We start from the raw sequence: 24,481 nt of genomic DNA on the forward strand, positions 1-24,481 counted from the left end.
AGTCCCGCACAACCCTTCCGGCAGTCCTCTCATCAGATAGCGGACAGTCTTTCAGAAGACCAACCCAAAAATCAATAGGCAGGGTTGCCTGCCCTTTTTACAACATCAGGAAAAGCCAGTAAGCCAGAATGAGCCTTTTGGCCTATGAACAGCATGACAACCCAGAGTGACAAACCATCCATTTCTGCCCCACACAGATCAGGAGATGCCCATGCCATCCTCAACGCCTTTTGCCCTGCCCGACCTGCCCCATGCCGGCCTGACGGACGAGGCCCGCCGCTGGTTCGAAAGCCTGCGTGACAGGATATGCGCCGCCTATGAGGCTCTGGAAGACGAGGCAGCAGCCGGGGACGCTCCCGTTCTGGCCGGGCATGAGCTGCCGGGGCGTTTCCAGCGTACGGCCTGGGAGAGGCCTGAAGGTGGCGGTGGTGTCATGTCTGTCATGAAGGGGCGTGTCTTTGAGAAGGTTGGCGTGAATGTCTCAACCGTCTGGGGGGAATTTTCACCAGAATTCCGCAAGACCATTCCCGGTGCGGCGGAGGACCCACGCTTCTTTGCCACAGGCATCTCTCTGGTGGCCCATCCCTGCAACCCCCATGTCAGTGCGGCGCATTTCAACACCCGCATGATCATCACCTCAAAGGGATGGTTCGGTGGGGGTGGCGACATCACGCCCATGTTCCCTGAAAGCCCGGAAGCCCTCGAAGATGCGGCCACGTTCCACCGGGCCTTTCAGGAGGCCTGCGACAGACACGACCCGGACTACTATCCCCGCTTCAAGAAATGGTGTGATGAGTATTTCTTCCTGAAACACCGCAACGAACCCCGTGGGCTGGGCGGCATCTTCTATGACTGGCTGGACAGCCAGAACCTCGCCAATGACTTCACCTTCACCCGGGATGTGGGAGAAGCCTTCCTGAACAGCTATGCCGGCATCGTCCGGGGGCGGATGTTCACTCCCTGGACGGATGGAGACCGTCAGGCCCAGCTCAGGCGACGGGGCCGTTATGTGGAGTTCAACCTCCTTTATGACCGGGGGACGCTCTTCGGCCTGAAAACAGGCGGCAATACCGAGGCCATCCTGATGTCCATGCCACCAGAAGTCATCTGGCCCTGAAGCATTCATGTCCAGCTCCATACGGAGCTGAAGAATGATCAGTCAGCATAGCCCTGCGGATGAGCCTGCCGCCAGCGCAGGGCTGTTTCAACAATCATGTCAAGCCCTGCAAATCTGGGCGTCCAGCCTGTATCGGCGTGCAGTCGTGCCGGGTCTGCCACCAGTCTGACAGGGTCTCCTTCCCGCCTTGGAGCAGGCTCCCAAGGTACCGACCGGCCGCTTACCCTTTCAACACTGGCAATAACCTCCAGATTGGAATAACCGCACCCGGTCCCGATATTGTAGCATATGCTGCCCTGCTCCATCTGCTCCAGCGCCCTGAGATGGGCTTCGGCAATATCGGCGACATGCACATAGTCACGAATACAGGACCCGTCCATCGTTGGATAATCCAGGCCAAACAGCTTCAGCGTTGGCCGCATTCCCAACGCAGCCTCGATCGTCAAAGGAATCAGGTGCGTTTCAGGCCGATGATCTTCACCTGCCCTTCCAGCGGGATCGGCCCCAGCAGCATTAAAATAACGCAGGCAGGCGCTTCTCATGCCGTATATCCTGTCAGCCCAATGCAGGACACGTTCGATCATGAATTTGCTTTCCCCATAGGGGGAACCGGGATCAACAGATGCCGCTTCTGAAATGAGGCCAGTGCGCTCCGTTCCTCCAAACAGTGCCGCTGTGGAGGAAAAGACAAATTTCTTCACGCCATGGGCCACACAAGCTTCGATGAGATTGAGCGTGGTGAGATAATTCCGCCTCAGATAATGGAGGGGCCTTCTCACACTGTCACCAACACGGGACAGGGCAGCGAAATGCAGCACACCATCCCACGGCCCCTGGGCCATCACACCCGCTGTGGCCTCCTGACTGGCCAGATCGACCAGAAAGAAAGGGACGCCAGGTGGCACGGCTGCCCGATGCCCTGTGCTCAGATCATCAAGAACAGCAACTTCATGCCCTGCATCCAGCAGGGCAAGCACGACATGACTGCCAACAAAGCCGGCACCACCCGTCACGAGATAACGCATCGGGGCCTCCTGACCAGAAAGGCCCCGAAAGAACTCACGACATCTGAAAACAGTCCGTTACTGGGCAATGGCTCATCCTGTCCCTACCTGACAAACACGCCATGGTATCCGTGCGGGTCATCATGGGACTTTCCGGCAGCACAGTGCCTCAGCCATCACTCCCAATAATGCCATCCACCAGCACATGGGGCAGCCCACGGGGACAGACCTCCAGACGGGTCTGGACACCATAGACATCTCCCAGCACGGCAGGTGTTGTCACGGCCATGACAGCCCCCTGTGCCACAAGCCGACCATCCCGCATATAGACAACATCATGAGCACGTTGCAGAGCGATGTTCAGATCGTGAACAACCAGTAGCGTCACGATATCACGTTTCCGTGTCTCACGACGGACAACGTCCATGACGGCAAACTGATACCGCAGGTCCAGCGCACTCAAGGGTTCATCCAGCAGCAACATGGCCGGACGGCGCACCAAGGCCTGCGCCAGTCCCACCATCTGCCGCTGACCACCGGACAGTTCATCCATGTAGCGCAGGGCCAGCCTGCCGATACCCAGCTCCTCCAGAACGTCGGTGCTTTCCCGCAGGGCACACTCGGCAGACACGGCCTCCCCCGCCCGACGGGCCACCATCACCGCCTCGATCACCTGAAGATGAACGGCAGGCGGCAGGCTCTGTGGCAGATAGGCAGCCAGCCTGGCCCGCTCACCAACCCCCAGTTTTGAAAGATCCTGCCCGGCAAGGCGAACACATCCCTCCGCCCGGGTCAGGCCGGCAACCCCCCGCATGAAGGTGGACTTGCCCGAGCCATTCGGCCCCAGCAGGGCCGTTACACGCCCGGCCCGCATGGGGGCAAGCGTCATGTCATGCAGGACCTGCCGCCGCCCATAATGGACACTGAAATTTTCAACTTCCAGCTGATGTGTCTGACAGTTCCCCATTTCAGGCCCCCTTTCTCAGAACCACGGCAAGGAAGAAAGGAATTCCCACCAGTGAGGTAACAATCCCCACCGGAATCACGACCCCCGGCAGAATGTTCTTGGCCGCGATGGAGGCCAGCGACATGATGAGCCCACCGCACAGGGCAGCCCCGGGCAGATAAAAACGATGATCCTCCCCCAGCAGGCGGCGGGCAATGTGGGGCGCAACCAGCCCCACGAAACCGATCGTCCCGACAAAGGATACAGCCAGGGCAGACAGCACACTGATGCGCAGCAGAGACATCATCCGCAGGCGTTTCGTATCCACACCATAGCTTGCAGCCCGGTCCTCTCCCAGCCGCAGGGCTGTCAGGGCCGGAGCCGCCCGGAAGCAGAACGGCAGCACCAACAGGCAACCGAGGCTCATGACGGAAATCTTGCCCCAGTCAGCCCGGGTCAGGCTACCCATCGTCCAGAAAACAAGGTCCTGAAGAGCATCCTCATCAGCGATGAACTGCATCAAGGCCACGAAGGCATGAAAAGTGAATACCAGCGCAATACCGAACAGCACCACCATGGCCGTGGAATGGCCCCGTGCCCGGGCCACCAGCTCCAGCAGACCAGCCGAACCCACAGCAAACACGAACGCCTCCAGCGGGACCATCCAGTTTTCCGGCACATAAGGGATATGCCAATGCAGCACGATGGCCAGAGAGGCCCCAAATGCCGCCGCCGCCGACACACCCAGCGTGTAAGGGCTGGCCAGGGGGTTATCCAGCACCGTCTGCATCTCCCCACCGGATATTCCCAAAGCAACGCCCACCAGGGCCGCCATCAGGGCATAAGGCAGGCGGATATGCCATACGATGACGGCATTCGTCCCGGATGAGGGATGCATGAGCGCATGAAACAAGGCCGCCGGGCCAAGACCGGCCGGACCCAGGGAAAAATCAAGCAGTATGGAAAAAAGGATCAGCCCTGCCATCAGGCAGAGGACACCCACCCTGTGGCGGGTCAGCTTTACATAGGATGCCTGTATGCCTGTCAATCGTGCGGCAAGACGGGCCATTTCGTCTGATGGCCCGTCTGTTCTGGTCTCTGTCTCTTTAATGGGCATTCGCCTTGATCCAATATGTCCCGCTGTTCGGCATCACTGTAAAACGGCTCTGTACCAGGCTGCGGTCAGCATCCGGGTCCAGATCCCTGAAGCGTTCGGGATAAAACCATTTTGCCATGACCTCAATGGCGAGAATATTGAACGGACTGTCATAGAACGTGTGCCAGATACCATAGGCACGTCCATTGCGGACCGCCCCAAGCCCGGCGAGTTCAGGCGCTTTCAGCAGGGCCGCAAGAGAGGCCTGCGCCATCTCCGGCGTCACCTGTGATCCCATCTTCAGGCCCGGCCCGCTGTTGCCCGGCCCCCGGGTGCCATCCAGAATCAGCACGTCGGGATCTTTGGCGATGACCATCTCTGCCGAAACATCGCCGATATAACCCGGTAGAAGATCGGCTGCGATGTTGCGCCCCCCGGCAGCCTCGATAAAGGCTCCCATGTTGCCTCGCCCTGCCGTATGGCAGCAGCTCTGCCGCGCCCCGGCCAGCATGTTGATGAACACGCTGGGGCGTTGGGCCTCCGGGATTGTCTCCACGACAGACTGGATGGCCTTCAGGCGGCTTTCATAAAAATCCGTATAGGCTTTTGCTTCTGCCTCACGCCCGAGGGCCTGGCCGAGAATGACCATGCTGGGGACGGTCGTTTTTACCGGGTCCTGCCGGAAATCCACAAACAGGACAGGCACATGCGCTGCCCGCAACCTGGCCGTCACATCACCAGTCTGCCCGGGACCATGGCCGGTCGTGCTGAAAATGGCGAGATCAGGATGAAGGTCCAGCACCTTCTCCGGACTGATCGTATCAGCGGTTGTCCGTCCGATCACGGCGACCTTGTCAGCCTCCGGAAATGTCTTGAGCATCTGCTCATAATTCTGTCTGTCGGCCTCCCGGAATTCCCCCTGCCAGCCGACGATACGGTCAAACAGATGCTTTCCCTCCAGAGGCTCCAGGGCGTAGATCAGCCGCCCTTCTCCCAGAATGATGCGCTGGGGATGATCCGGAACGGACACGACCGCCCCCGTGATGTCCCGCACATCCTTCGCCTGAGCCTGATGGACTGGCCACATACCGCCAGCCAGGGCTGCCAGCATGACGCCGGCAGAGCCAAACAGGGCTTTCAATGAAACCATGATCTTGCGCCTTTCCCGGAAAGGTCATCCCGCAGGGACACCGTGCCCCCCCATGGATGAAACCTCCTGCTTTAATTGATAATCATTCTCGACATTAATGTTATAGAAAACCTCTTCCCCTTCTCCAAGATCGGAATGATCCTCCCTTTCCTCTTCTAGCGTTTTTTCCGCAAAAGAAGCCGCAAGGCACCCTGATTTCCCTGATGGCTGTGCACCACACCCAGCACCATGGGCGCTATGTCGGCACGATGCAGCCAATGAGGCAATTCCCGGCGGATGCTCCCTCCCCGGATGCCACTGCCCAGCCCGGTAACGACCTCGACGCAGCGCCACCCCATGACACGGCTGCGCTGCATGAAGCGGTGAAACTCCTCAAAAGCCTCCTGCACGACGTAGCCATGCAGGTCGAGCCGGGCATCCACACGCATCTGCCCACGGGACAGACGACGCCACTGCGTATCATCAAGGCCAGGAGCACGGACCCCCACATGCGGGGCAGGACGGGGACGGGGTGCCCTGGCCGGCTGGGCCATCACCAGCCTGACCGTCATCATCCCTGTATTCCGCCCCCCCTCCGACTGGCGGGCTACCGTACTCTCCGTCTTGCCAGTCTCCTCCCGGACAAACCTGCCCGCAGCCTCCCTTCGCCCCCGCAACGGGGCAACATCCCGGACGAAAGCTTTCCACAGCGCCGCTTCATCATCACCCAGAGTCCGTCTTGCCACCTTGTTATGCCCCGTCTTCCGTCACTGCGCCGGTATCACCCTGCATTATCATGGCACGCAGACGCTTGCGTGCAAACCGGACATAGGTCGTATCGGCCTCAATGCCGATGGAGCGGACCTTCAGCGACTCTGCGGCCACAAGGCTCGTCCCCGTTCCCATGAACGGGTCCAGCACCATCATCTCAGGATGCACCCCATGCAGGCGGATGCAACGCTCCGGCAGGGCAACGGGGAAGGTCCCCGGATGGCTGTAGCGGGCTGAACGACTCCGTACCGTTTCATAGGGGATGAACCATGTATCACCCCGACACCGCCGGTCCTCCCTGTGCTGGCGACGATGGATGTTGCTTTTGTCCGTGAAAGGAACACCCGCCCCGAGCCGGTCCAGCTCCACATCTCCCTGTTTGGTCAGGTGGAAAATATGCTCATGGTTCCGGTTGACGTAGCGAGGTGAATTGACCGGCTTGAAGTGCCCATGCGTCACCTCCCCTACCGAGACGGACTTGATCCATGAAATATGGTTCTGAAGGGTAAACAGCTTCCTCAACCGGACCATCAGCTCGAATGGCAACCATGGCTGGGCAGATGACCCGGCTATATTGAGAAAAAAAGACCCATCATCCCGCATCACACGGGCTACCTTGGAGCAGATGATCTCCATCCAGTCGAGATAACTCTCCTCGGAGAGGCTGTCCCTGTAGCTGCGGTAAGCAAGCCCCAGATTATAGGGAGGGGATGTCACCACCACATCCACACTGCCTGCGGGCATACGCCGCATGACACTCAGACAGTCTCCCCGGATGAGCGTATGCATCCCCAGCGTCTCACGACGCGCACGAATCATCTGGCTGTCTGCCCCGCCCCTGCTGCCATGACCTCCGTTGCCGTACCGACGACCGGCTGCTCACCAGCCTGCTTTGCCTCAGGCAGGGGGACGAGAACCATCATCTGACCGTGATTCTTCATGTCCCCAGCAATCCTGGCGGCCTTCTCACCCCACCCGAGGAACAGGTCCCCACGCGCTGCACCCCGTATGTCGCTCCCGGTATCCTGCGCAAAGACCATCCGGGACCATGTCACGAAACGCCCCTGCGCATCCTTGCCACTGATATTCACCCAGACAGGCATCCCATACCCCACGAAGCGCCTGTCCACGGCAAGAGAACGCTGAGGAGTCAGCGGCAGGCCAAAGCCCCCTGTCGGTCCTTCATCAGCCGTGCGCTGCGTACGGCGGAAAAAGACATAACTGGGGTTTGCCTCCAGGACAGAAGCAACCTGATCCGGATTGTTGGCCAGCCAGTCCCGGATGCTCTGGGCATCCACATCTTCCGACTTCATCAGCCCACGTTTGACCAGCACGCGGCCAATCGGAACATAAGGCCGCCCATTGCGGCCATCATAACCAAGAAACACCTGCTGGCCGTCCGGCAGGCGCAAACGGCCAGAGCCCTGCGTCTGCAGGAACAGCAGATCGACAGGGCTTTTCAGCCAGGCCAGCTCCAGCCCCTTCCCCTCCAGAGAACCAGAATTGATGGTTGCCCGGTCATCATAGGGCCGGAACACGGAATTCACCCAATGGCCATATTCCAGCTCGCCATTTTCATCCCGCCCCCGCAGGAGGTCTTTCGGGCGGGCATAAACAGGAATCTGATACTCTCCACCCTGTGTAAGCGAGGCAGAAACCTCAGGGTCATAGTACCCCGTATAGAAAGCATCCTGCTGGACGAGGTAGGGCTGGAACCAGCTCTCGAAGAACTGTCTGGCCTCCGTCCTGTTACTCCGCACCGACGAGGCTGCCACGCAGACATTCTTCCAGTCTTTCATGTCACGGCCATAAGGCAGGGTAACGGCGCCTCCAAGAGAAGTCCCCGCAGGCAGATGGGCGATACGCAGGCACTCCAGCCGCACCATGTTGACCAGCGCCGTATGGTCCTCTCCCTCCCAGCCGGGGAGCTGGCTGAAGCTGACAGGAGCAACATCCATCCTGCCCTTGGGAGCGCCGGGCATACACCCGGCAAGAAGAAGCATCAGAGGGCCCAGCACCAGACCAGCAGAGGAGAAACGACGTTTCATCATGACAGAGTTACCCCACCCCGGCATGAACAAGCACCGGGTCTTCATCATACCCGGCCTCCCCGTGCGGGAGACCAACCTTACCCAGCGGGGTAGCCTCAGTCCGCTTCTGTGGCAACCACCTTCCACTGGCCATTTTCGCCCTGTTCAAAGGTCCAGCGATCACGAAACTCCGTCAGGGCTTCCGTTCCCTCGACGAGCATCCCCTTCTCATCCCGGCAGTAGCTGACCTGCCACGACACGATGCGGACACCGAGACGGCAGGCACCACCCTCCCCATCTCCCGGATGCACGGATGCATAATCCAGCCGCTCGATCCGTCGCAGTTCCAGATGAACCTGCTCATGACGCTTCTTCCGCTCCTCCAGAACGTGACTGAACGTTTCCAGCACGGCGGGGGAGAGAACCTTCTCCAGCGCAGGAAGATCAGCGCAGGCAAAGGCCTTGATGGTACGGGCGAAAATATCCTCAGCCTTCTTCAGGAAATATTCTGCCGAGAACCCACTGACATCCGTTCCGACTCGGGCCAGAGCCTGTCCGAGCTGCGTATCCGCCTCCGGGAGCCTGTATTCCGTCGCTTTCTGCTCTCCGCCGACACGGCCGGGCAACGGCGGCGGCTTGGGGGCATCGGCCACGCCCCCCTCCTGCCGCTGGCCAACAGCACGGGCTGCCGGCATCTGTTCCTGCCGGATGGCCTGCGCCCCCATGCGGCGCCCCAGAACAAAAAACACGGCACTGCCCACGGCCACGGCCAGCAGAGCCCAAAAAACGATATCCCAGGGGAAATCCGTCATCTCAAGTCCCAATCATCACACCCGGAGCCGGCCTGCACGGCCCTCTCCTCATCATGCCCTAAAGGTAGGCCGCCCCGTCGGCAATCTCAAGAGTGACCACCCTCTCGCACCGCAGCAGCAAAAGAAGAACCGCATCTGCTTGGCCCCTTCTTCAAGACATGCTACCGCCATAAAAGACGTGCGTACGCAGGAGGCGGGCCCATCCCCCCGTCGGAAAGCGGCTTCATCCCTGCGGGCGCCCCATCTAGAGTTACGTTCACGCAAGGATGATCCCGAATGTCCGACAAGACAAACCCTGAGGCCCCGCAGGACAACACCCCTCCCTCCCTGCCGCTGGCCATCAACCTGCAATATACCAAGGATCTCTCCTTCGAAGTTCCCCGTGGTGCGTCAACCTTCACCTCCCTTCAGGCTCCGCCGCAGGTTGGCGTGAACATCGACGTGCAGGCGAACCGCATCGAAAAAGAACAGTCCATCTATGAGGTCACGCTGATCATCCGCACCGAGGCCACCGAGGCCCCCGCAGAAGGAAGCCAGACCCCCGGGCCAGTGGTGTTCATCACGGAGCTCGCCTATGCCGCCATCGTCACGCTGGACAACCCGCCGCAGGAAATCATTGAGCCGATCCTGCTGGTGGAAGTACCCCGCCTGATCTTCCCCTTCGCCCGGGCCATCATCAGCGATGTCACACGGGATGGCGGCTTCCCGCCGGTGGCTCTCCAGCCCATCGACTTTGCCGCTCTGTGGCAGGCCAAGCAGGAGCAGAATTTCCCCGAGCCGGAAGGCGAAGCCTGAAGCCGGGAAACACGCTGTGGCCAGACCACAACAAGGAAAGGCGGACCCAATGAGGGTTCGCCTTTTTTCTTATCCTCTTCCCAGCAGCCTCAGAGGAGGACCAACCTCAACCTGCCCCCACAGGCCGCTCTCCCTGACACGCCCGGCGATGGCCTGGGAGAGACAGATGGCCCTGCAATGGCCAAGCTGCCGGTACAGGTCCGGCGGGCACAGCTCCATGAACAGGGAAACCGTCTCACTGGAATAAAAAAGGACAGCGCTCACCTCTTTGCTCGCCAAGGCGGTCCTTGCCGCCGCAGCAAGCTGTCTGACAGGCTGTACCTGATAGGCCTCAACACGCTGCGCCCCCAGATTGGCCGCCAGATCGGCCCCGTAGGGCTGTCCATGCCGCCCCCGCCCGCAGGCCAGCACAAGGCCGGAGCCAGACAACCCCTTCTGGCGGCAGAGCGTTTCCAGACCGGCCTGTGTCCCTGATGCCGCCTCGACACGCCGGAACCCCATCGCCACAGCCCGCTCCGCCGTACGGTGGCCCACTGTCAGCAGCAGCCTGTCACGGTCCTGATGGACCAGAAAAGGCAGGGCCTGACCGCTCGTTACCAGCAGAGCGTGACAGGACCGGTCCGCCATTGGCGGTTCCTGCCGTATGGTCATGACAGGGCTGGCAACAGCCCGCCAGCCCTGCGCCTGCACGGCACCGACTGTCTCGCTCAGCCCCGGCTCAGGCCGGGTTACCAGCACAGTCTGACGCATGGTCGTTATGGCTGGACGATCTTCGCAAAGATGGCAGGCGGTGTATCCCGCCGCAGCTCACAGGCCAGCTCATAGCCCAGACGAGCCGCATCTTCCGGCAGTCCTTCAGTTTCCCGGCGCAGCAGGAAGGTACCATCTTCGCTGGCCACGAGGCCGGAAAGATGAAGCCGCCCTTCCTTCAGCTGGGCATAACCGCCAATCGGAGTCCGGCAGGAGCCATCAAGTTCCGCCAGCAGGGCACGTTCCGCCGTGGCCACGGCACGGGCCTCCGGGTCCTCAATGGCAGAAAGCAGCTCCCTCAGCTCATGGTCGCTCTCCCGTACCGTCACGCCCACGATTCCCTGCCCGGAGGCCGGAAGCATCACCTCGGGGGAGAGCGGCACGTCGATGCGGTCTTCCATGCCGAGGCGTTTCAGCCCGGCGTAGGCCAGCAGCGTCGCATCGCACTGTCCTGCCCCCAGCTTGTCCAGCCGGGTCTGCACATTGCCCCGCAGCAGGGTGAAGCGGAGGTCCGGCCGGACATGAAGCATCTGCGCCTGGCGGCGGACAGACGCACAGCCCACGAGTGCTCCTTCTGGCAGACAGTCGAACGGCCTTTCAGGATCAACCGTCACGCCCCGTTTGCGCAGCATCAGCACATCACGGGCATCCTCACGCTTCATCGTGCAGGCCAGCACCAGTCCCGGCGGCAGGTGGGTCTCAAGGTCCTTGAGGCTGTGGACGGCAAAATCGATCCCGCCCACGGCCAGAAGTTCATGAATCTCTTTGGAGAACAGCCCCTTCCCACCGATCTCGGCCAGACGGTCCTTGAGGTTCAGGTCCCCGGAGGTCTGCATCTGCTCTTCCTTGAAGGCCCCCATGTCCCGCAGAACGGGACAGAAACGGGTCAGCCGGGTCAGGAAGTGCCGCGTCTGCACCAGTGCCAGCGGGGACGCCCGTGTCCCGACCCGCAGGGGAAGTTTGCGCCGGTCCGGTGGAGCCTGCGCATGGGAGCGGCGAGCCGCTTCGGCAGCAATTTTCTGAAGTGCTGCGGAGGAAAAGTTTGAAGCATTCATGGTGTTCCCTCCATAACCGATTCTGGAAGGGGTGTCATGCTCCGAAGAATCCGCCATAATGAACCAATCATGTCTGACATTTCCCACCTGACGCCGCTTCTGGCCATCGAGACCTCATGCGATGACACCGCCTGCGCCCTTCTGGACGCCCACGGAGCCCTGCTCGGGGAAAGCGTCCTCTCGCAGGAGGATCATGCTGCCCTGGGCGGTGTCGTGCCGGAGCTGGCCGCCCGTGCCCACCTGAAGGCCCTGCCGGAACTGGTGGAGCTGACCCTCCAGCGGGCCGGACTGGAGCTGGAGGACATCGCCCTTTTTGCCGCCACGACCGGCCCCGGCCTGATTGGCGGGCTGATTGTTGGCAGTTCCTACGCCAAGGGGCTGGCCATGGCCTGCGGGAAGCCTTTCATGGGCATCAACCATATCGAAGGCCACATCCTGACCCCCCGCCTGCCTGCGGCCCTGCGGCCGGATGAAACGGCCCCGGCTTTCCCCTATCTCGCCCTGCTCGTCTCTGGCGGGCACTGCCAGTGCATCACCGTGGAGGATACCGGCCAGTATCGCCGCCTCGGAGGCACGATTGACGATTCCGCCGGGGAAGCCTTCGACAAGGTGGCCAAGATGCTGGGACTGGGCTGGCCCGGCGGCCCGGCACTGGAGAAGCTCGCCAGAGAAGGCGACCCGCAGGCCTACAGCCTGCCTCGCCCGCTGAAAGGCCGCCCCGGCTGCGATTTTTCCTTCTCCGGCCTCAAGACGGCCGTCGCCCGCCACATCGAACCATACGGACGTGAGGCCCTGCCCCGGCAGGTGGCCGCCGACCTCGCCGCCTCCTTCCAGCAGGCCGTGACGGACGTGATGGCGGACCGCATCCTCAATGCTCTGGCTCTGGCACCGCAGGTCACCTCACTCGTGGTGGCCGGTGGCGTGGCGGCCAACAGCGTGCTGCGCCAGAGGCTGGAAGAAATTGCCAGCCAGCACGGGATCACCTTCCTTGCGCCCCCGCTACGTCTCTGCACCGACAATGCCGCCATGATCGGCTGGGCTGCGCTGGAACGGCTGAAACAGGGTGAAGTGCCGGACGACATCACCCTGGCCCCCCGCCCCCGCTGGCCGCTGAGTGAACGCCAGCCCTACCGGCCACATGCCACACAGGAAACGTCCTCCACCGGACACAGCTCTCTGATGGAACCATCCGCATGACCGTCCAGCCACATATTGCCGTCATCGGTGCCGGAGCATGGGGCATTGCTCTGGCCTGCACCCTCTCCCACATCGCCCGGATCACCCTCTGGACACGCACTCCCGTTCCGGCAGGCATCCGTGCCCTGCCGCACCTGCCACAGGTCACCCTGCCAGAGGCCGTCACCGTCACCAGCGACCTGCCGACGGAAGCCGACATCGTGGTGCTTGTTGTCCCCACGCAGGGGCTGCGGGATGTCACCATGGCCCTCCAGAAGCATCTGAAGCCTGACGTGCCGGTCATCACATGCTGCAAGGGGATGGAGCGGGGCACCTTCCTGCTCCCTCTCCAGATCGTGGAGCAGACCATGCCCGGCCGACCGGCTGCCGTTCTCTCCGGCCCCAACTTCGCCATCGAGGTGGCCCGGGGCATGCCCGCCGCAGCCACGCTGGCCGCGCATGATCTCGCCTTCGTCACGGCGCTGACCGAACGCCTCACCACCCCCACCCTGCGCCTTTATGCCAGCACGGACCCGCTGGGCGTGCAGATCGCCGGGGCAGCCAAGAATGTCATCGCCATCGGGGCGGGCATCAGTGTCGGTGCCGGGATGGGTGAAAATGCCAGAGCCGCCATCATCACCCGTGCGCTGGCCGAAACGGCCCGCCTTGTCGATGCCATGGGGGGGCAGGGCCGTACCATGTACGGTCTGGCCGGGATGGGCGACCTGATCCTGACAGCCACGGGGGCTGGATCCCGCAATTACAGCCTGGGCGTGGCCATGGGGAAAGGCGAGAACATACAGGACATCCTCGCCCAGCGTGACACGGTGGCCGAGGGCGTTCTGACAGCCCCGACATTGCAGGAGCTTGGCCAGCGTTTCGGCATCGAAACCCCCATCATCAATGTCATCACCCGTCTCCTGTCCGGGGAGCTGACCCCCCATCAGGCCCGTGACGAGCTGCTGGACCGCCCCACCCGTTTTGAATAGGCCCCATCATGACCAGCTTTTATGATTTCCGGCTCCCCGCCCTTGAAGGCGGCGAGATTGACCTCTCCCAGTGGCGGGGCCGCCCCGTACTGGTCGTCAACACAGCCTCCGAATGTGGCTTCACCAAACAGTATGAGGGCCTCCAGACCCTGTGGCGTGACATGGGACATTCCACGCCGGATGGCCTCATCGTGCTTGGCGTGCCCAGCAATGATTTCGGCAGACAGGAGCCGGGGACATCGGAGCAGATCAGCCAGTTCTGCCAGCGTCGTTATGGCGTGAGCTTCCCTCTGGCGGCACGCTCCGTCGTCCGGGGAACGGAAGCCATTCCGCTGTTCCGCTGGCTGGCGAAGGAAGGAGGCTTCCTCTCCCTGCCCCGCTGGAATTTCTACAAATATCTCATCGACCGTCAGGGAAAGCTGCACCGCTGGTTCACCCCGCTGACAGACCCCCAGGCCCCCCGCCTGCTGGAGGAGATCCGCCGGGTAAGCCGGAAACACGCCTGAACGATGCTGCGTCACCTTCTCACCGTTGGCAGCTGGACCATGCTGTCCCGCCTGCTGGGGCTGGTGCGGGACCAGCTTCTGGCCATGTTTCTGGGGGCCGGCCCCGTGCAGGATGCGTACCAGATCGCCTTCCGCCTGCCCAACATGTTCCGCCGCCTCTTCGGAGAAGGGGCCCTGAACGCCGCTTTCGTTCCGCTTTTCACATCCCGTTATGAGAAGGAAGGCCCACCGGCTGCCCTTCTGCTGGCCGGGCAGGCCTTCTCCCTCCTGCTGCTCTGGCTGAGCCTGCTGACCATTCTGGCAGAAATCTTCATGCCGTGGGTGATCGACCTCATCGCCCCCGGCTTCCGCTCCCACGGCACGGGCCGTTTCGCCATCGCCGTGCAGCTCACCCGCATCACCATGCCCTATACGGTGCTGATCTGCGGGGCAGCCCTGGTCGCCGGCATCCTCAATGCCCGCAACCATTTCGCAGCCGCCTCGGCGGCGTACATTTCCTTCAACATCGTCGGGATCGCCGCCATTCTTGTGGGGGCCTTCTGGGGGCACCAGCATGTCGCCCCGACCAGCGCATGGGGCATCACCCTCTCCGGTATCGCCCAGCTTGCCGGGCTGCTCTGGGCAGCCCGAAAGGCCGGACTGACGGTGCCACTGGTCCGCCCGGCGCTGTCGCCCGACATCCGGCTGCTACTCCGCCGGATGCTGCCGGGGCTGGTCGGCTCCGGCGTCACGCAGATCAACCTGACCATCGACACCATCATCGCCACCCTGCTGCCAACAGGCTCCATCTCGTGGCTCTATTTTGCAGACCGGGTCAACCAGCTTCCTCTTGGCGTGCTGGGGGCGGCCCTCGGCACGACGCTGCTGCCGCTCTTCACCCGTCACGTCGCTGCCAATGACCGCTCCGCCCTCCAGACCAGCCTGAACCAGGCCCTGAACTACGCCCTGCTGCTCAGCCTCCCCGCCATGATCGGCCTGTTCAGCCTGGCACCGGAGATCATGGCCACCCTGTTCGGCTATGGGCATTTCACACCCCATGACGTGCAGAATTCCGCCGCAGCCCTCCGCATGTATGCGCTCGGGCTGCCCGCCTTCATCATCATCAAGCTGCTGGCTCCGGCCTTTTTTGCCGAAGGCGACACCACGACACCGGTCCGCATCGGCTTCGTCACGATGGGGATCAATCTGGCCCTCAACCTGCTGCTGTACCGCACGCTGGCCCATCTGGCTCCACCACTGGCCAGCACGCTGGCCGCCATCGTCAACATGGGGGCACTGGCCCTGCTGCTCTGGAGACGGGACTCGTTCCGCCCCACCGTCACGAGCCTGTCACGGGCCATCCGCATCATGGTGGCCGCTCTCATCATGGGCGTCTGGGCCTGGGGCTGTGCCCGCTTTCTGGCCACCGGCCTGCCGGAATGGCACGCCCTGCCCCGACTCTGCGCCCTGATCATCCTGATCGGCAGCAGCGCCGCACTTTATGGCGGGCTGCTCGTGGCCCTGCGGGTGCTGGGACTGGAGGAGCTCCGTACCCGCCTGCTCCGGCGTTTCAGGCGCTAGGCAGGCGGAAAAACAATTTCAGAGATGCGATTCCAGAAGCCGGACAAGGGCTTCCAGCTGTGCCTGATCTTCTGCCGAAAAGCGATTCTTCACGGGACTGTCGATGTCCAGCACGCCATGCACTTCCCCACCCTTCATGATGGGCAGGACGATCTCCGATTCCGAGGCTCCATCACAGGCGATGTGACCGGGGAAGGCATGAACATCCGCCACACGCTGCACGGCCCGTTCTGCCACGGCAGCCCCGCAGACACCCTTGCCCACGGCAATCCTCGTGCAGGCCACCCGGCCCTGGAACGGACCAAGGACCAGCTCACCACCTTTCATCAGGTAAAAACCGACCCAGTTGACCTGCGCCATCGCCTCGAACAGCAGGGCAGCAATATTGGCCAGATTGGCGATTTCGTCCCGTTCGGCTTCCAGCAGTCCCTGAGCCATCGGGAGAACATCTTCAAAAACAACATGATTTTCCGGTGCAGTACTCATGAGGCCACCATGCCGCCCCGGGGCAGGTTGTGGCAAGGGAAACCACTCTACCCTGCCCTGCCATCATGACTCTGGCCTTCCCCTCACCATTTCATGATAATAAGAAGCATCGCATCTCAACTTAACCTTCTATTAATCTTCATGGGCTGCCCAGCCACGACAAAGCGGTGAGGTCTTTTTTCTGCATGGTCGACCAGAAACCATCCGTCCCTCCCATTCCCCCGCAGGTAACGGGGAAGGTCACGCCGACCATGGAGCAGTGGTTCACCCTGAAAAAGCAGGAACCTGATGCCCTGCTCTTCTTCCGCATGGGAGACTTCTACGAGCTTTTCTTTGGCGATGCCCATGCGGCCGCCCTTGCGCTGGACATCACCCTCACCCACCGGGGAACTCATGATGAGGAACCCATCCCCATGTGTGGCGTGCCCGTGGGCACGGCGCAGGTCTACCTCTCCCGGCTCATCCGCCGGGGCTTCCGGGTAGCCGTGGCCGAACAGACGGAAATCCCCCGCAAGGGCCAGAAAGGCCCGCTCCGCCGGGAGATCGTCCGTGTCATCACGCCCGGTACCCTGACGGAAGATGAGCTGCTGGAAGCCGGACGGGCCAACACGCTCCTGGCCATCATCGCCCCGGACAGACGCCGCAGGCACTGCCTCGGTGCGGCCTGGATCGACATTTCCACCGGTACGCTGGAACTGCTCCGGCTGGAGGCAGACACCCTGGCCGAGCTGCTGGCCCGCCTCGCCCCCTCGGAAATTCTCTCCGACCCGGCCCTGATCCCGGCGGACCATGCCGGAATCATCACCCCCTCCACGGCCGCCCCCAGCCGGGAGGCCGCAGAACGCACCGTGACAGACGCCTATCAGGTCGCCCAGATGGATGCGCTGGGGGATTTCCGGGATGAACAGATCATCGCCTGTGCCGTGCTGCTGGACTATGTCCGCCGCAGCCAGGCGGGCAGGCTGCCCCGGCTGGCCCCTCCCATCGACCACGGGCTGGACAGCATCATGGGGCTGGACCCGGCCACCCGCAGCAGTCTCGACATTCTCCAGTCCCGGGATGGCGGCAGCAGGCACACGCTCTTCACCAGTGTCAATCAGACAGCCACAGCGGCCGGTACCCGCCTTCTGTCCCACTGGGTCAGCACCCCCAGCACGGACCTCACCCTCATCACGCAACGGCAGGAGGGCTGGAGCTGGCTTCACCAGCATCCCCAGCCCACGGGAACATTGCGGGACATCCTCCGGCAGGCTCCCGATTCCGCCCGTGCCCTGGGGCGCATCTCCAGCGGCCGTCCCCTGCCACGGGACCTTGCCGCCATCCGGGACACGCTCCGGGCAGCGGATCAGATCACCGGGATACTCGGCGGACTGACAGAAACCGGCATGCCCGAGCGCATCCGCCATGTCGGAGCCAGCCTGTACGGGCGGGCCGACGCCCTGCTGGAACGGCTTGAGGCCGCCCTAAATGCCGAACTGCCCGTCAAGATCGAGGATGGTGGGGTCATCGCTCCCGGCTTTGATGCCGAGCTGGACCGCCAGCGGGACCTGCGGGACAACAGCCGCCGCCTGATCGCCCAGCTGCAGGTCCGCCTGTCGGAAGACTATGAGATTTCCAGCCTGCGCATCCGCCATCACAACCAGCTCGGCTACGTCATCGAGGTTCCTGCGGCGGCAGGCCGGAAGCTGCGCCAGCATGAGGGGCTGAGCCTGCGGCAGGGCACGGCGAGTCTCGCCCGCTTCTCCAATGAAGAACTCTCCTCGCTCAACCAGGCCATTCTGGAAGCATCGGAAAAGGCTGACGAGCTGGAACGTCACCTCTTTGCCGACCTGGCCCAGCACTGCCTCAACACCCCTGCCCTTGATGATGTCGGCCGTGCCCTGGCCGAGCTGGATGCGCTGATCTCCTGCGCCCGCATCATGGACCGTGGCACATGGTGCCGCCCCACCATGACGGACGGGCAGGACTTCACGCTCCGTTCCTGCCGTCACCCCGTGGTGGAAGCCGCCCTGCACGATCAGGCCGCCCATGACACGGCCTTCATCGCCAATGACTGCACCCTGCCACCGGAAAAACACGCCATCCTGCTGACAGGCCCCAACATGGCCGGGAAATCGACCTTCCTGCGCCAGAACGCCCTGGCCGTCATTCTGGCACAGGCCGGGCTGCCCGTCCCGGCACAGGAGGCAACGATCGGCATCGTGGACCGGCTCTTCTCCCGTGTGGGGGCGGCCGACGATCTGGCCCGTGGGCGTTCCACCTTCATGGTGGAAATGACGGAGACCGCCGCCATCCTCAATCAGGCGGGGCCACGCTCCCTTGTCGTGGTGGATGAGATCGGGCGGGGCACCTCGACGCTGGATGGCCTCTCCATCGCCTGGGCCACGCTGGAGGCCCTGCACTCCCAGCTGCGCTGCCGCACCATCTTCGCCACGCACTTTCATGAGCTCGGTGCCCTGCTGGAAACCCTCCCCCGGCTGGCCCCCTGCACCATGGCCGTGCGGGAATGGAAGGGGCATGTCGTCTTCCAGCACGAGGTCCGACCCGGGCTGGCCCAGAAAAGCTGGGGCCTGCATGTGGCAAAGCTGGCGGGCATTCCAGCTTCCGTCCTCCAGCGGGCACGGGTCCTGCTGGCACGCCTCGAAAACGAACGGGGACAGACCCGCCAGCCTGCCAGCCTGCCCCTGTTTGAACAGGCCGCCATGGAAACCCCTCCACCGGATGCCCCCCTGCCCACTGGCCATACCTCCACCGACGGACTGGCCACCCTCCATGCCCTGCGTGACGAACTGGCAGGGCTGGACCCGGACTCCCTCTCCCCCCGGGAGGCCCATTCAGCCCTCTATCAGCTGAAAAGCCTGATGGATGGCCTTGCCAAAAAGGATGTTGCGGATGCAGAATGACGCAACGGGTACCCTGCAAAACCTGCCAGAGCCTGCCGCCAACAAGAGAGCTGTCATGTCTGCTCCCCTCACCTCCACCCCTCCATCACACATGAGCCAAGCCTGGCAGCCCGTCGTGCCCCGCCAGGAAGCTCTGGAACGGCTGAGAACAGAACTCGGCCTGCAACGGGAGCGTATCCGCCAGCAGTTTGAAAAACGGGAAACGAGCGGTGTGGAAACAGCCCGCAACCTCGCCCTGCTGATGGACCATGTCATTGCAGAACTGGCCCGCCATGCCGGGCTGCCCTCTGCTCCACAGGAAGATGGAACAGGTGAGGCCTTCTGCCTCTGTGCCACGGGCGGACATGGTGCGGGACTGCTGGCTCCCTTCAGTGATGTGGACCTGCTCTTCCTGACCGAGGCCCCTCCCTCTGCGAACCTCATCAAAGCCATCGAGTACATCCTCTATACACTGTGGGACCTCGGGCTGCGGGTCGGCCATGCCACACGCACCATCGACAGTGCCATGGAGATGGCCAGAACAGACCAGACCTCCTGCACGACCCTGCTGGACATACGCCCTCTCCACGGACAGAAATCACTCGTCCTGGCTCTCCAGGAAAAGCTGGAAGCCTATCTGAAAGGCCCTGCACTGGAGCGCTTCGTCCTCCAGGCCATCACCCAGCGGGAGGAGCGGCACCAGAGGTTTGGTGATACACCCTATCTGGTCGAGCCACACATCAAGGAAGGCAAAGGCGGGCTGCGGGACCTTCAGGTCCTGAACTGGATTGGCTATGCCGTGCTGGGAAATGGTCTTTCAATAAAATCCAACCTCCAGCGTGCCCAGGGGCTGGCCCCGGCCTGTACCCTGCTCGGCCTGCTGACACAACGGGAAATATCCCGTACCCGCAGCCTCTGGAACTTCCTCTGGACGGTGCGGCTCAACCTTCATTACATCACCGGCCGGAATGAAGAACGTCTGACATTTGATGTCCAGCCCATTATCGGGGCCAGGATGCGCTATGGCAATCATGGTCATCAGCGAGGGGTGGAGCGCTTCATGCGCCACCATTTCCTCATGGCCCGGGCCGTGATGCGGCTGACCCATGTCTTCCAGCCTGCCATCCTTCTGCACCTGCGCAACCAGCTCCAGCAGCGCCCCCCGCGGGTGGAACCGGGGCCAGACGGGTTCCAGCGCATTGATGGCTGCCTCAGTTTCCCCAACCCGCTGGCCCTTGTCCGGGAACCTGTGACCGTCCTGCGTTTTCTGGACTGTGCACGCCGCCATCAACTGGCTCTGCACCCTGCTGCCATACAGCATATCATCCGTTTTGAACGGCACAGCGCCTTCCTCCGCCATGATGATGAGGCCTCCGCCCTCTTCATCAGGCTGCTCTGCGAACCGGCTGCTGAACTTCCGGCACCAGGCACAGCTACTGTACCGGAGCAATATCCCGAGCAGTGGCAGGACCGCCTCTTCTGGCTGCCACTGCTCAACGAGACGGGCATCCTCTCCCATCTCCTGCCTGGCTGGTCCCGCATCCTCGGTCGGACGCAGTTTGATGGCTATCACATCCATACCGTGGATGCCCATACGATCGAAGCCATCCGTATCCTGCGGATGATTGAGCAGAACCGCATGGCAGACGAGCTGCCGCTGGCCTACAGGCTGGCCCGTACCATGACACAACGGCCCCTGCTCTATCTTGCCACGCTGATGCATGACATCGGCAAGGGCCGGGGCGGCAACCACTCCGAGATCGGGGCCGAAATCGCCACACATATCTGCCAGCAGCTTGGTCTCTCCGCCAGCGACACGGATACGGTCTCATGGCTGGTGCTCCACCACCTGCTGCTGTCCCGCACGGCTTTCAGCCGGGACATTGATGACCCCCAGACCATTCTTGACCTCGCTGACACCATCCAGTCCCCCAAGCGGCTGCGGATGCTGCTCCTGCTCAGCATTGCCGACATCCGGGCCGTTGGCCCACGGGCATGGAACGCATGGAAGGCCACCCTGCTGGGCCGCCTCTATGCCCGCATAGCCGATGTGCTGGAAGGCGGCCTGCAGGCCCGGGAAGATGATGAACGGGTGGAACACAACAAGGCCTTCGTCCGGCAGGAGCTGATGGACAAAGACATGGCCCCCGCAGACATCGCCTCCTTCATGAAGCTTGGCAGCCCCGGCTACTGGCTGAGCTTCGACCCGCAGAGCCATGTCCGCCATGCCGGATTGATCAGCCAACACCGTGAGGACGGGCGTGACAACGCCATCATCATGGACATCGTCCCCCTCCCGAGCCGGGGAATCACGGAGCTGACCGTCTTCTGCAAGGACAAGCCGGGCCTCTTCTCCCGCATCACGGGGGCACTGGCCCTCTGCGGGGCCACCATCGCCGATGCCCGCATCCATACGCTCCACAATGGCATGGTGCTGGACACATTCTGGTTCCAGACCCCCCACGGCGAGGCTTTTCTGGAGCCGGAACATGTAGAACGCCTGCGTGAGACAATCAGGCAGGTCATGGAAGGGGATGTCAATCTGGACGAGACGCTCAGTGCCGCCAGCTTCCCCCTCGTCCGGCGGCTGGAAGCCCTTCCCATTCCCTCCCGTGTTCTCATCGACAATGATGCGTCAGAAAATCACAGCATCGTCGAGGTCAACGGGCGGGACAGACCGGCCCTGCTGTACAACATCACCGCCACGCTCAGCCGCCTGAAGCTGCACATTTCTTCCGCCCACATCATGACCTACGGGCTGCGGGCCGTGGACGTATTCTATGTGACGGATGCGGAAGGTCACAAGCTGGCAACGCCAGAGCAGGAAGAGGCCCTTCAGACGGCCCTGCTGGAAACGCTCCGCCACACGGAGGCGGACATCTCCTGACGGGAACAGGGCCGTGCCTGCATGGCATGGCCCCGTCCGGTTCGACTCACATGTCGGTCGAGAAAGACGCCTTGAAGGTCCGTGGCAGCCCCTGGGTCAGATAACCGTTCACGCTGCTGAACGCCGTGTAGGATGAAGCCCAGTAATGGCTGTTGGTGAGATTTTCCACACCAAAACGGAAGGTCATCGGGCGTTTCGGTGTCATCATGAAGGTGTAGCGGGCTCCGAGATCGTAGGTCGTCCAGTTCGGAATCCGCAGGGAGTTCTGGACATTGACCCACTGATGGCCCGTATGGGTGACACGCCCCGTCAGGGTCAGTCCCTTCACGAAAGGAATGTCATACTCCAGATTCCCGTTGATCGTATAACCGGGAATGCCGACAGCCCTGTTGCCGACATAGTCCCCCTTGACCTGCTTGGCCTGGATGAGGGCACTGCCCCCGTTGAAGCGCAGCCCGTGAATGATCTCACCATTGACGTTCAGCTCGATGCCCTGGTTGCGCTGCCTGCCACTGGCCTTGAATATCTGTTCCGTCCCATAATCCTCGACCAGCCCTGTCGGCCGGTCCAACCGGTAAAAGGCCAGGGACGCACTGAAACGGCCAATGTCATATTTCCCGCCAACTTCATACTGGACGGTCCGTGTGGGTGACAGGAACTGCTGCGCATTGACCAGATTGGGATAGAGGGAACTCCGTGCCGGGGCCTGAAGCCCCTGGTTCAGCCCCTCCACCCGGTTGAAATAGAGAGAAGCATGGCGGGCCACATGCACCACCAGCCCAACCACAGGCGTGATGGCATCCCGGGAATAATGGGTCGGCGTGTACTGGTAGCTGTTCTGGAGAATGTGCTGGTACCGGAAGCCTCCCGTCAGGGCGATGCGGTCATGCCAGAAAGACATCGTATCCGAGAAGAACAGGCTGTAAAGCTGCGTCTTCGTGGCTGGCGTTGCCGAAACGTGATGGACCGACGCCGGCTTGGCCTGGACCCCGGGAGCATACAGGCTCGTATCGCCGACCATTCCGCCCGCATAGCCCGTGGAGGCCTCCGACCACAGGGCCGACCCACCGGCATTGACCTCATGCTTCAGGAAACCTGTCCTGAAATGCGCCCGCACGCCACCCCGGGTGCTTTCATTGGTCTGCTGGTAGGGGATGTAGGACCCGTATCCAAAGCCGGTGCCCTTCAGCCCGTCCGAGACATAGACCGTATCGTAATTGCCTTCCTCATGGCCTGTCATGCCCCCGAACGTGCCATAGAGCATGACATGGCTGTTCAGGTCATGCTCGACATTGAGCAGCCCGAACACATAGTGCATGTCCTCATAGCTCCAGCCCTGGCTCCAGTTGCGCCCCGGTCTCGTGGGTCTGGGAACGGCCGTCAGACCGGAATTCAGCACCACGGACCCCCGCCCCTGCTGGACGTTCTGGTTCTGGTAGTTGATGTCGAGGCTGATCCGGGTGTCGTCATTGTGCCAGTCCGTATCCAGGCCCAGCGCAACGGAATGACGCCGCTCACCAGAAATGGAGGTCTGGCCATCCATGCCCGCCGCATTGAAACGGATGCCGAACTGGTCATTCCTGCCAAAGCGACGCCCCACATCCAGACTGCCGCCTCCCTGACCCCTGCTGGTATAGTCGCCCGTCAGACGAGCGAGCGGTTCGCTCCCCGCATGTTTGAACTGGAGGTTGATGTTGCCACCGACCGACGTTCCCCCCGGAGCGGCCCCGTTGATGAAGGCACTTGCCCCATTCAGCACCTGCACCGAATCATAGAGCTGGGGAGAGATCAGCTGGCGGGGGCTGATTCCATACAGGCCGTTGATGGCCACATCATCCCCATAAACCGGCATCCCCCGGATGATGAACGTCTCCGAGAAATTGCCAAAACCATAGGTCGTCCGCACGGACGGGTCGTTCTGAAGCACCTGCCCCAGTGTCTGGGACTGCTGGTTCAGGATCATGCTGGACGTATAGCTGCGCAGGTTGAAGGGCAGGTCCAGCCCCTTCTTGTTGCCCAGCACGCCGGCCTGCCCGCCCAGCTTCACTTCCATCTGCTCCCGCCGCCGTGCCTTGACGAGGATGGTTTCCACCGGGGGGGCGTCCGCCTGCTGACGGTCCTTTCCGACGCTCTTCTTCCTGATGTCAGCCTTGCCGTCCGGCTGGCCGGGCCGGGCCATCTGGCCCTTTGCCGTCTGTTCTCTGCCCTCATCTCCGGCAGCCCAGACGGGATGCCCCGTCAGCATGCTGCCTGCCAGAAAGCACCAGAGAGTGACGGTTCTGCGGGAAAAACGGAAAGGAATAACCATGCGTGCCCATCCTGAACTGTGAAACTGAATGAGTGCCGCTTTATATGTTAACGATAATTATTCTCAACTTTTTTTCATAAAAAAACCTTTTTCCTCTTACCGTTTTTTACACCCCTGTCATTTTTGCGTCCTGCCCCATTTACAGAACTGCCAAAACCCCGTAATAAATGAGAATCATTCTC

20 protein-coding genes are annotated in these 24,481 nt (G+C 62.1%); 8 read left to right on the forward strand and 12 right to left on the reverse strand.

The genetic code is table 11. From position 1 onward, the window contains the following. The first annotated feature begins 211 nt into the window (after window positions 1-211). Window positions 212-1,117, forward strand: a complete 906-nt coding sequence (gene hemF / locus CO583_RS02695; RefSeq protein WP_248630425.1) for an oxygen-dependent coproporphyrinogen oxidase — start codon at window positions 212-214, stop codon at window positions 1,115-1,117. Window positions 1,118-1,155: 38 nt separating this feature from the next. Here the strand turns inward: hemF and galE are convergent, their stop codons facing one another. The 8 genes from galE to CO583_RS02735 all read right to left on the reverse strand — a co-directional run bounded on the left by galE (window position 1,156) and on the right by CO583_RS02735 (window position 8,905). Next, a complete protein-coding gene (gene galE, locus CO583_RS02700) occupies window positions 1,156-2,142 on the reverse strand; it encodes a UDP-glucose 4-epimerase GalE (protein WP_043560537.1) in 987 nt (328 codons plus the stop codon). Window positions 2,143-2,290: 148 nt separating this feature from the next. Beyond that, the gene (locus tag CO583_RS02705) at window positions 2,291-3,088 is read right to left on the reverse strand and encodes an ABC transporter ATP-binding protein (protein WP_043560539.1); all 798 of its coding nucleotides are present in this window, start codon (window positions 3,086-3,088) and stop codon (window positions 2,291-2,293) included. Window position 3,089: 1 nt separating this feature from the next. Next, window positions 3,090-4,136 (reverse strand): iron ABC transporter permease, encoded by a 1,047-nt coding sequence (locus CO583_RS02710; protein ID WP_052349086.1) that lies wholly within the window; start codon window positions 4,134-4,136, stop codon window positions 3,090-3,092. A gap of 37 nt (window positions 4,137-4,173) precedes the next feature. Further along, window positions 4,174-5,313 (reverse strand): ABC transporter substrate-binding protein, encoded by a 1,140-nt coding sequence (locus tag CO583_RS02715; protein ID WP_043560542.1) that lies wholly within the window; start codon window positions 5,311-5,313, stop codon window positions 4,174-4,176. Window positions 5,314-5,468: 155 nt separating this feature from the next. Beyond that, on the reverse strand, window positions 5,469-6,038 hold the full coding sequence (locus CO583_RS02720) for a Smr/MutS family protein (RefSeq protein WP_227431360.1): 570 nt from the start codon (window positions 6,036-6,038) through the stop codon (window positions 5,469-5,471). 4 nt (window positions 6,039-6,042) lie between these two features. Then, window positions 6,043-6,882: a site-specific DNA-methyltransferase gene (locus CO583_RS02725; protein WP_086431081.1), complete on the reverse strand. Its 840-nt coding sequence runs from the start codon at window positions 6,880-6,882 to the stop codon at window positions 6,043-6,045. Then, window positions 6,879-8,114 (reverse strand): murein transglycosylase A, encoded by a 1,236-nt coding sequence (locus tag CO583_RS02730; RefSeq protein WP_227449642.1) that lies wholly within the window; start codon window positions 8,112-8,114, stop codon window positions 6,879-6,881. Before CO583_RS02730 ends, CO583_RS02725 begins: the two co-directional genes overlap by 4 nt. Before the next feature lie 95 nt (window positions 8,115-8,209). After that, the gene (locus CO583_RS02735) at window positions 8,210-8,905 is read right to left on the reverse strand and encodes a Tim44/TimA family putative adaptor protein (protein WP_081563043.1); all 696 of its coding nucleotides are present in this window, start codon (window positions 8,903-8,905) and stop codon (window positions 8,210-8,212) included. 276 nt (window positions 8,906-9,181) lie between these two features. Between CO583_RS02735 and secB the strand changes: the two genes are divergently transcribed. After that, entirely contained in the window at window positions 9,182-9,700 is a 519-nt protein-coding gene (gene secB / locus CO583_RS02740) for a protein-export chaperone SecB (RefSeq protein ID WP_043560554.1), read from the forward strand. A gap of 69 nt (window positions 9,701-9,769) precedes the next feature. Here secB and CO583_RS02745 read toward each other — a convergent pair whose 3' ends face one another. Both CO583_RS02745 and hemC read right to left on the reverse strand, forming a co-directional pair. Further along, window positions 9,770-10,450 carry a uroporphyrinogen-III synthase gene (locus CO583_RS02745; RefSeq protein WP_248630424.1) on the reverse strand — a complete coding sequence of 227 codons (681 nt, stop codon included), beginning with the start codon at window positions 10,448-10,450 and terminating at the stop codon, window positions 9,770-9,772. A 5-nt stretch (window positions 10,451-10,455) separates the two neighbouring features. After that, the gene (gene hemC / locus CO583_RS02750; protein ID WP_043560559.1) at window positions 10,456-11,505 is read right to left on the reverse strand and encodes a hydroxymethylbilane synthase; all 1,050 of its coding nucleotides are present in this window, start codon (window positions 11,503-11,505) and stop codon (window positions 10,456-10,458) included. Between the two features lie 69 nt (window positions 11,506-11,574). On the opposite strand from hemC, the gene tsaD reads away from it, so the two are divergent. Genes tsaD through murJ form a run of 4 tightly spaced genes read left to right on the forward strand, consistent with a single transcriptional unit; the run spans window position 11,575 to window position 15,736 of the window. Next, window positions 11,575-12,702, forward strand: a complete 1,128-nt coding sequence (gene tsaD / locus CO583_RS02755) for a tRNA (adenosine(37)-N6)-threonylcarbamoyltransferase complex transferase subunit TsaD (protein WP_248630423.1) — start codon at window positions 11,575-11,577, stop codon at window positions 12,700-12,702. Beyond that, complete coding sequence (locus CO583_RS02760) at window positions 12,699-13,670, forward strand: NAD(P)H-dependent glycerol-3-phosphate dehydrogenase (protein ID WP_043560562.1); 972 nt, start codon at window positions 12,699-12,701, stop codon at window positions 13,668-13,670. The genes tsaD and CO583_RS02760 overlap by 4 nt, the downstream gene beginning before the upstream one ends. 8 nt (window positions 13,671-13,678) lie before the next feature. Beyond that, entirely contained in the window at window positions 13,679-14,176 is a 498-nt protein-coding gene (locus CO583_RS02765) for a glutathione peroxidase (RefSeq protein ID WP_043560564.1), read from the forward strand. 3 nt (window positions 14,177-14,179) lie between these two features. Further along, on the forward strand, window positions 14,180-15,736 hold the full coding sequence (murJ, locus tag CO583_RS02770) for a murein biosynthesis integral membrane protein MurJ (RefSeq protein WP_248630422.1): 1,557 nt from the start codon (window positions 14,180-14,182) through the stop codon (window positions 15,734-15,736). Between the two features lie 18 nt (window positions 15,737-15,754). On the opposite strand, the gene CO583_RS02775 is transcribed toward murJ, so the two are convergent. Continuing rightward, on the reverse strand, window positions 15,755-16,222 hold the full coding sequence (locus CO583_RS02775) for a GAF domain-containing protein (RefSeq protein WP_081563459.1): 468 nt from the start codon (window positions 16,220-16,222) through the stop codon (window positions 15,755-15,757). Window positions 16,223-16,407: 185 nt separating this feature from the next. On the opposite strand from CO583_RS02775, the gene mutS reads away from it, so the two are divergent. Both mutS and CO583_RS02785 read left to right on the forward strand, forming a co-directional pair. Continuing rightward, a complete protein-coding gene (gene mutS / locus CO583_RS02780; RefSeq protein WP_248630421.1) occupies window positions 16,408-19,125 on the forward strand; it encodes a DNA mismatch repair protein MutS in 2,718 nt (905 codons plus the stop codon). Then, complete coding sequence (locus CO583_RS02785; RefSeq protein WP_248630420.1) at window positions 19,115-21,991, forward strand: [protein-PII] uridylyltransferase; 2,877 nt, start codon at window positions 19,115-19,117, stop codon at window positions 21,989-21,991. Before mutS ends, CO583_RS02785 begins: the two co-directional genes overlap by 11 nt. Window positions 21,992-22,037: 46 nt before the next feature. Here CO583_RS02785 and CO583_RS02790 read toward each other — a convergent pair whose 3' ends face one another. After that, complete coding sequence (locus CO583_RS02790; protein ID WP_248630419.1) at window positions 22,038-24,299, reverse strand: TonB-dependent siderophore receptor; 2,262 nt, start codon at window positions 24,297-24,299, stop codon at window positions 22,038-22,040. Window positions 24,300-24,481 lie beyond the last annotated feature (182 nt).

Origin of the sequence: Parasaccharibacter sp. TMW2.1882, assembly GCF_023337635.1 — a bacterium.
Lineage (GTDB): Bacteria > Pseudomonadota > Alphaproteobacteria > Acetobacterales > Acetobacteraceae > Bombella > Bombella apis.

Bases quoted from the DNA above. Each gene is read 5' to 3' on its own strand.
- hemF (WP_248630425.1), top strand. From the start codon at position 212: ATGCCATCCTCAACGCCTTTTGCCCTGCCCGACCTGCCCCATGCCGGC.
- galE (WP_043560537.1), bottom strand. From the start codon at position 2,142: ATGCGTTATCTCGTGACGGGTGGTGCCGGCTTTGTTGGCAGTCATGTC.
- CO583_RS02705 (WP_043560539.1), bottom strand. From the start codon at position 3,088: ATGGGGAACTGTCAGACACATCAGCTGGAAGTTGAAAATTTCAGTGTC.
- CO583_RS02710 (WP_052349086.1), bottom strand. From the start codon at position 4,136: ATGGCCCGTCTTGCCGCACGATTGACAGGCATACAGGCATCCTATGTA.
- CO583_RS02715 (WP_043560542.1), bottom strand. From the start codon at position 5,313: ATGGTTTCATTGAAAGCCCTGTTTGGCTCTGCCGGCGTCATGCTGGCA.
- CO583_RS02725 (WP_086431081.1), bottom strand. From the start codon at position 6,882: ATGATTCGTGCGCGTCGTGAGACGCTGGGGATGCATACGCTCATCCGG.
- CO583_RS02730 (WP_227449642.1), bottom strand. From the start codon at position 8,114: ATGATGAAACGTCGTTTCTCCTCTGCTGGTCTGGTGCTGGGCCCTCTG.
- CO583_RS02735 (WP_081563043.1), bottom strand. From the start codon at position 8,905: ATGACGGATTTCCCCTGGGATATCGTTTTTTGGGCTCTGCTGGCCGTG.
- secB (WP_043560554.1), top strand. From the start codon at position 9,182: ATGTCCGACAAGACAAACCCTGAGGCCCCGCAGGACAACACCCCTCCC.
- CO583_RS02745 (WP_248630424.1), bottom strand. From the start codon at position 10,450: ATGCGTCAGACTGTGCTGGTAACCCGGCCTGAGCCGGGGCTGAGCGAG.
- hemC (WP_043560559.1), bottom strand. From the start codon at position 11,505: ATGAATGCTTCAAACTTTTCCTCCGCAGCACTTCAGAAAATTGCTGCC.
- tsaD (WP_248630423.1), top strand. From the start codon at position 11,575: ATGTCTGACATTTCCCACCTGACGCCGCTTCTGGCCATCGAGACCTCA.
- CO583_RS02760 (WP_043560562.1), top strand. From the start codon at position 12,699: ATGACCGTCCAGCCACATATTGCCGTCATCGGTGCCGGAGCATGGGGC.
- CO583_RS02765 (WP_043560564.1), top strand. From the start codon at position 13,679: ATGACCAGCTTTTATGATTTCCGGCTCCCCGCCCTTGAAGGCGGCGAG.
- murJ (WP_248630422.1), top strand. From the start codon at position 14,180: ATGCTGCGTCACCTTCTCACCGTTGGCAGCTGGACCATGCTGTCCCGC.
- CO583_RS02775 (WP_081563459.1), bottom strand. From the start codon at position 16,222: ATGAGTACTGCACCGGAAAATCATGTTGTTTTTGAAGATGTTCTCCCG.
- mutS (WP_248630421.1), top strand. From the start codon at position 16,408: ATGGTCGACCAGAAACCATCCGTCCCTCCCATTCCCCCGCAGGTAACG.
- CO583_RS02785 (WP_248630420.1), top strand. From the start codon at position 19,115: ATGCAGAATGACGCAACGGGTACCCTGCAAAACCTGCCAGAGCCTGCC.
- CO583_RS02790 (WP_248630419.1), bottom strand. From the start codon at position 24,299: ATGGTTATTCCTTTCCGTTTTTCCCGCAGAACCGTCACTCTCTGGTGC.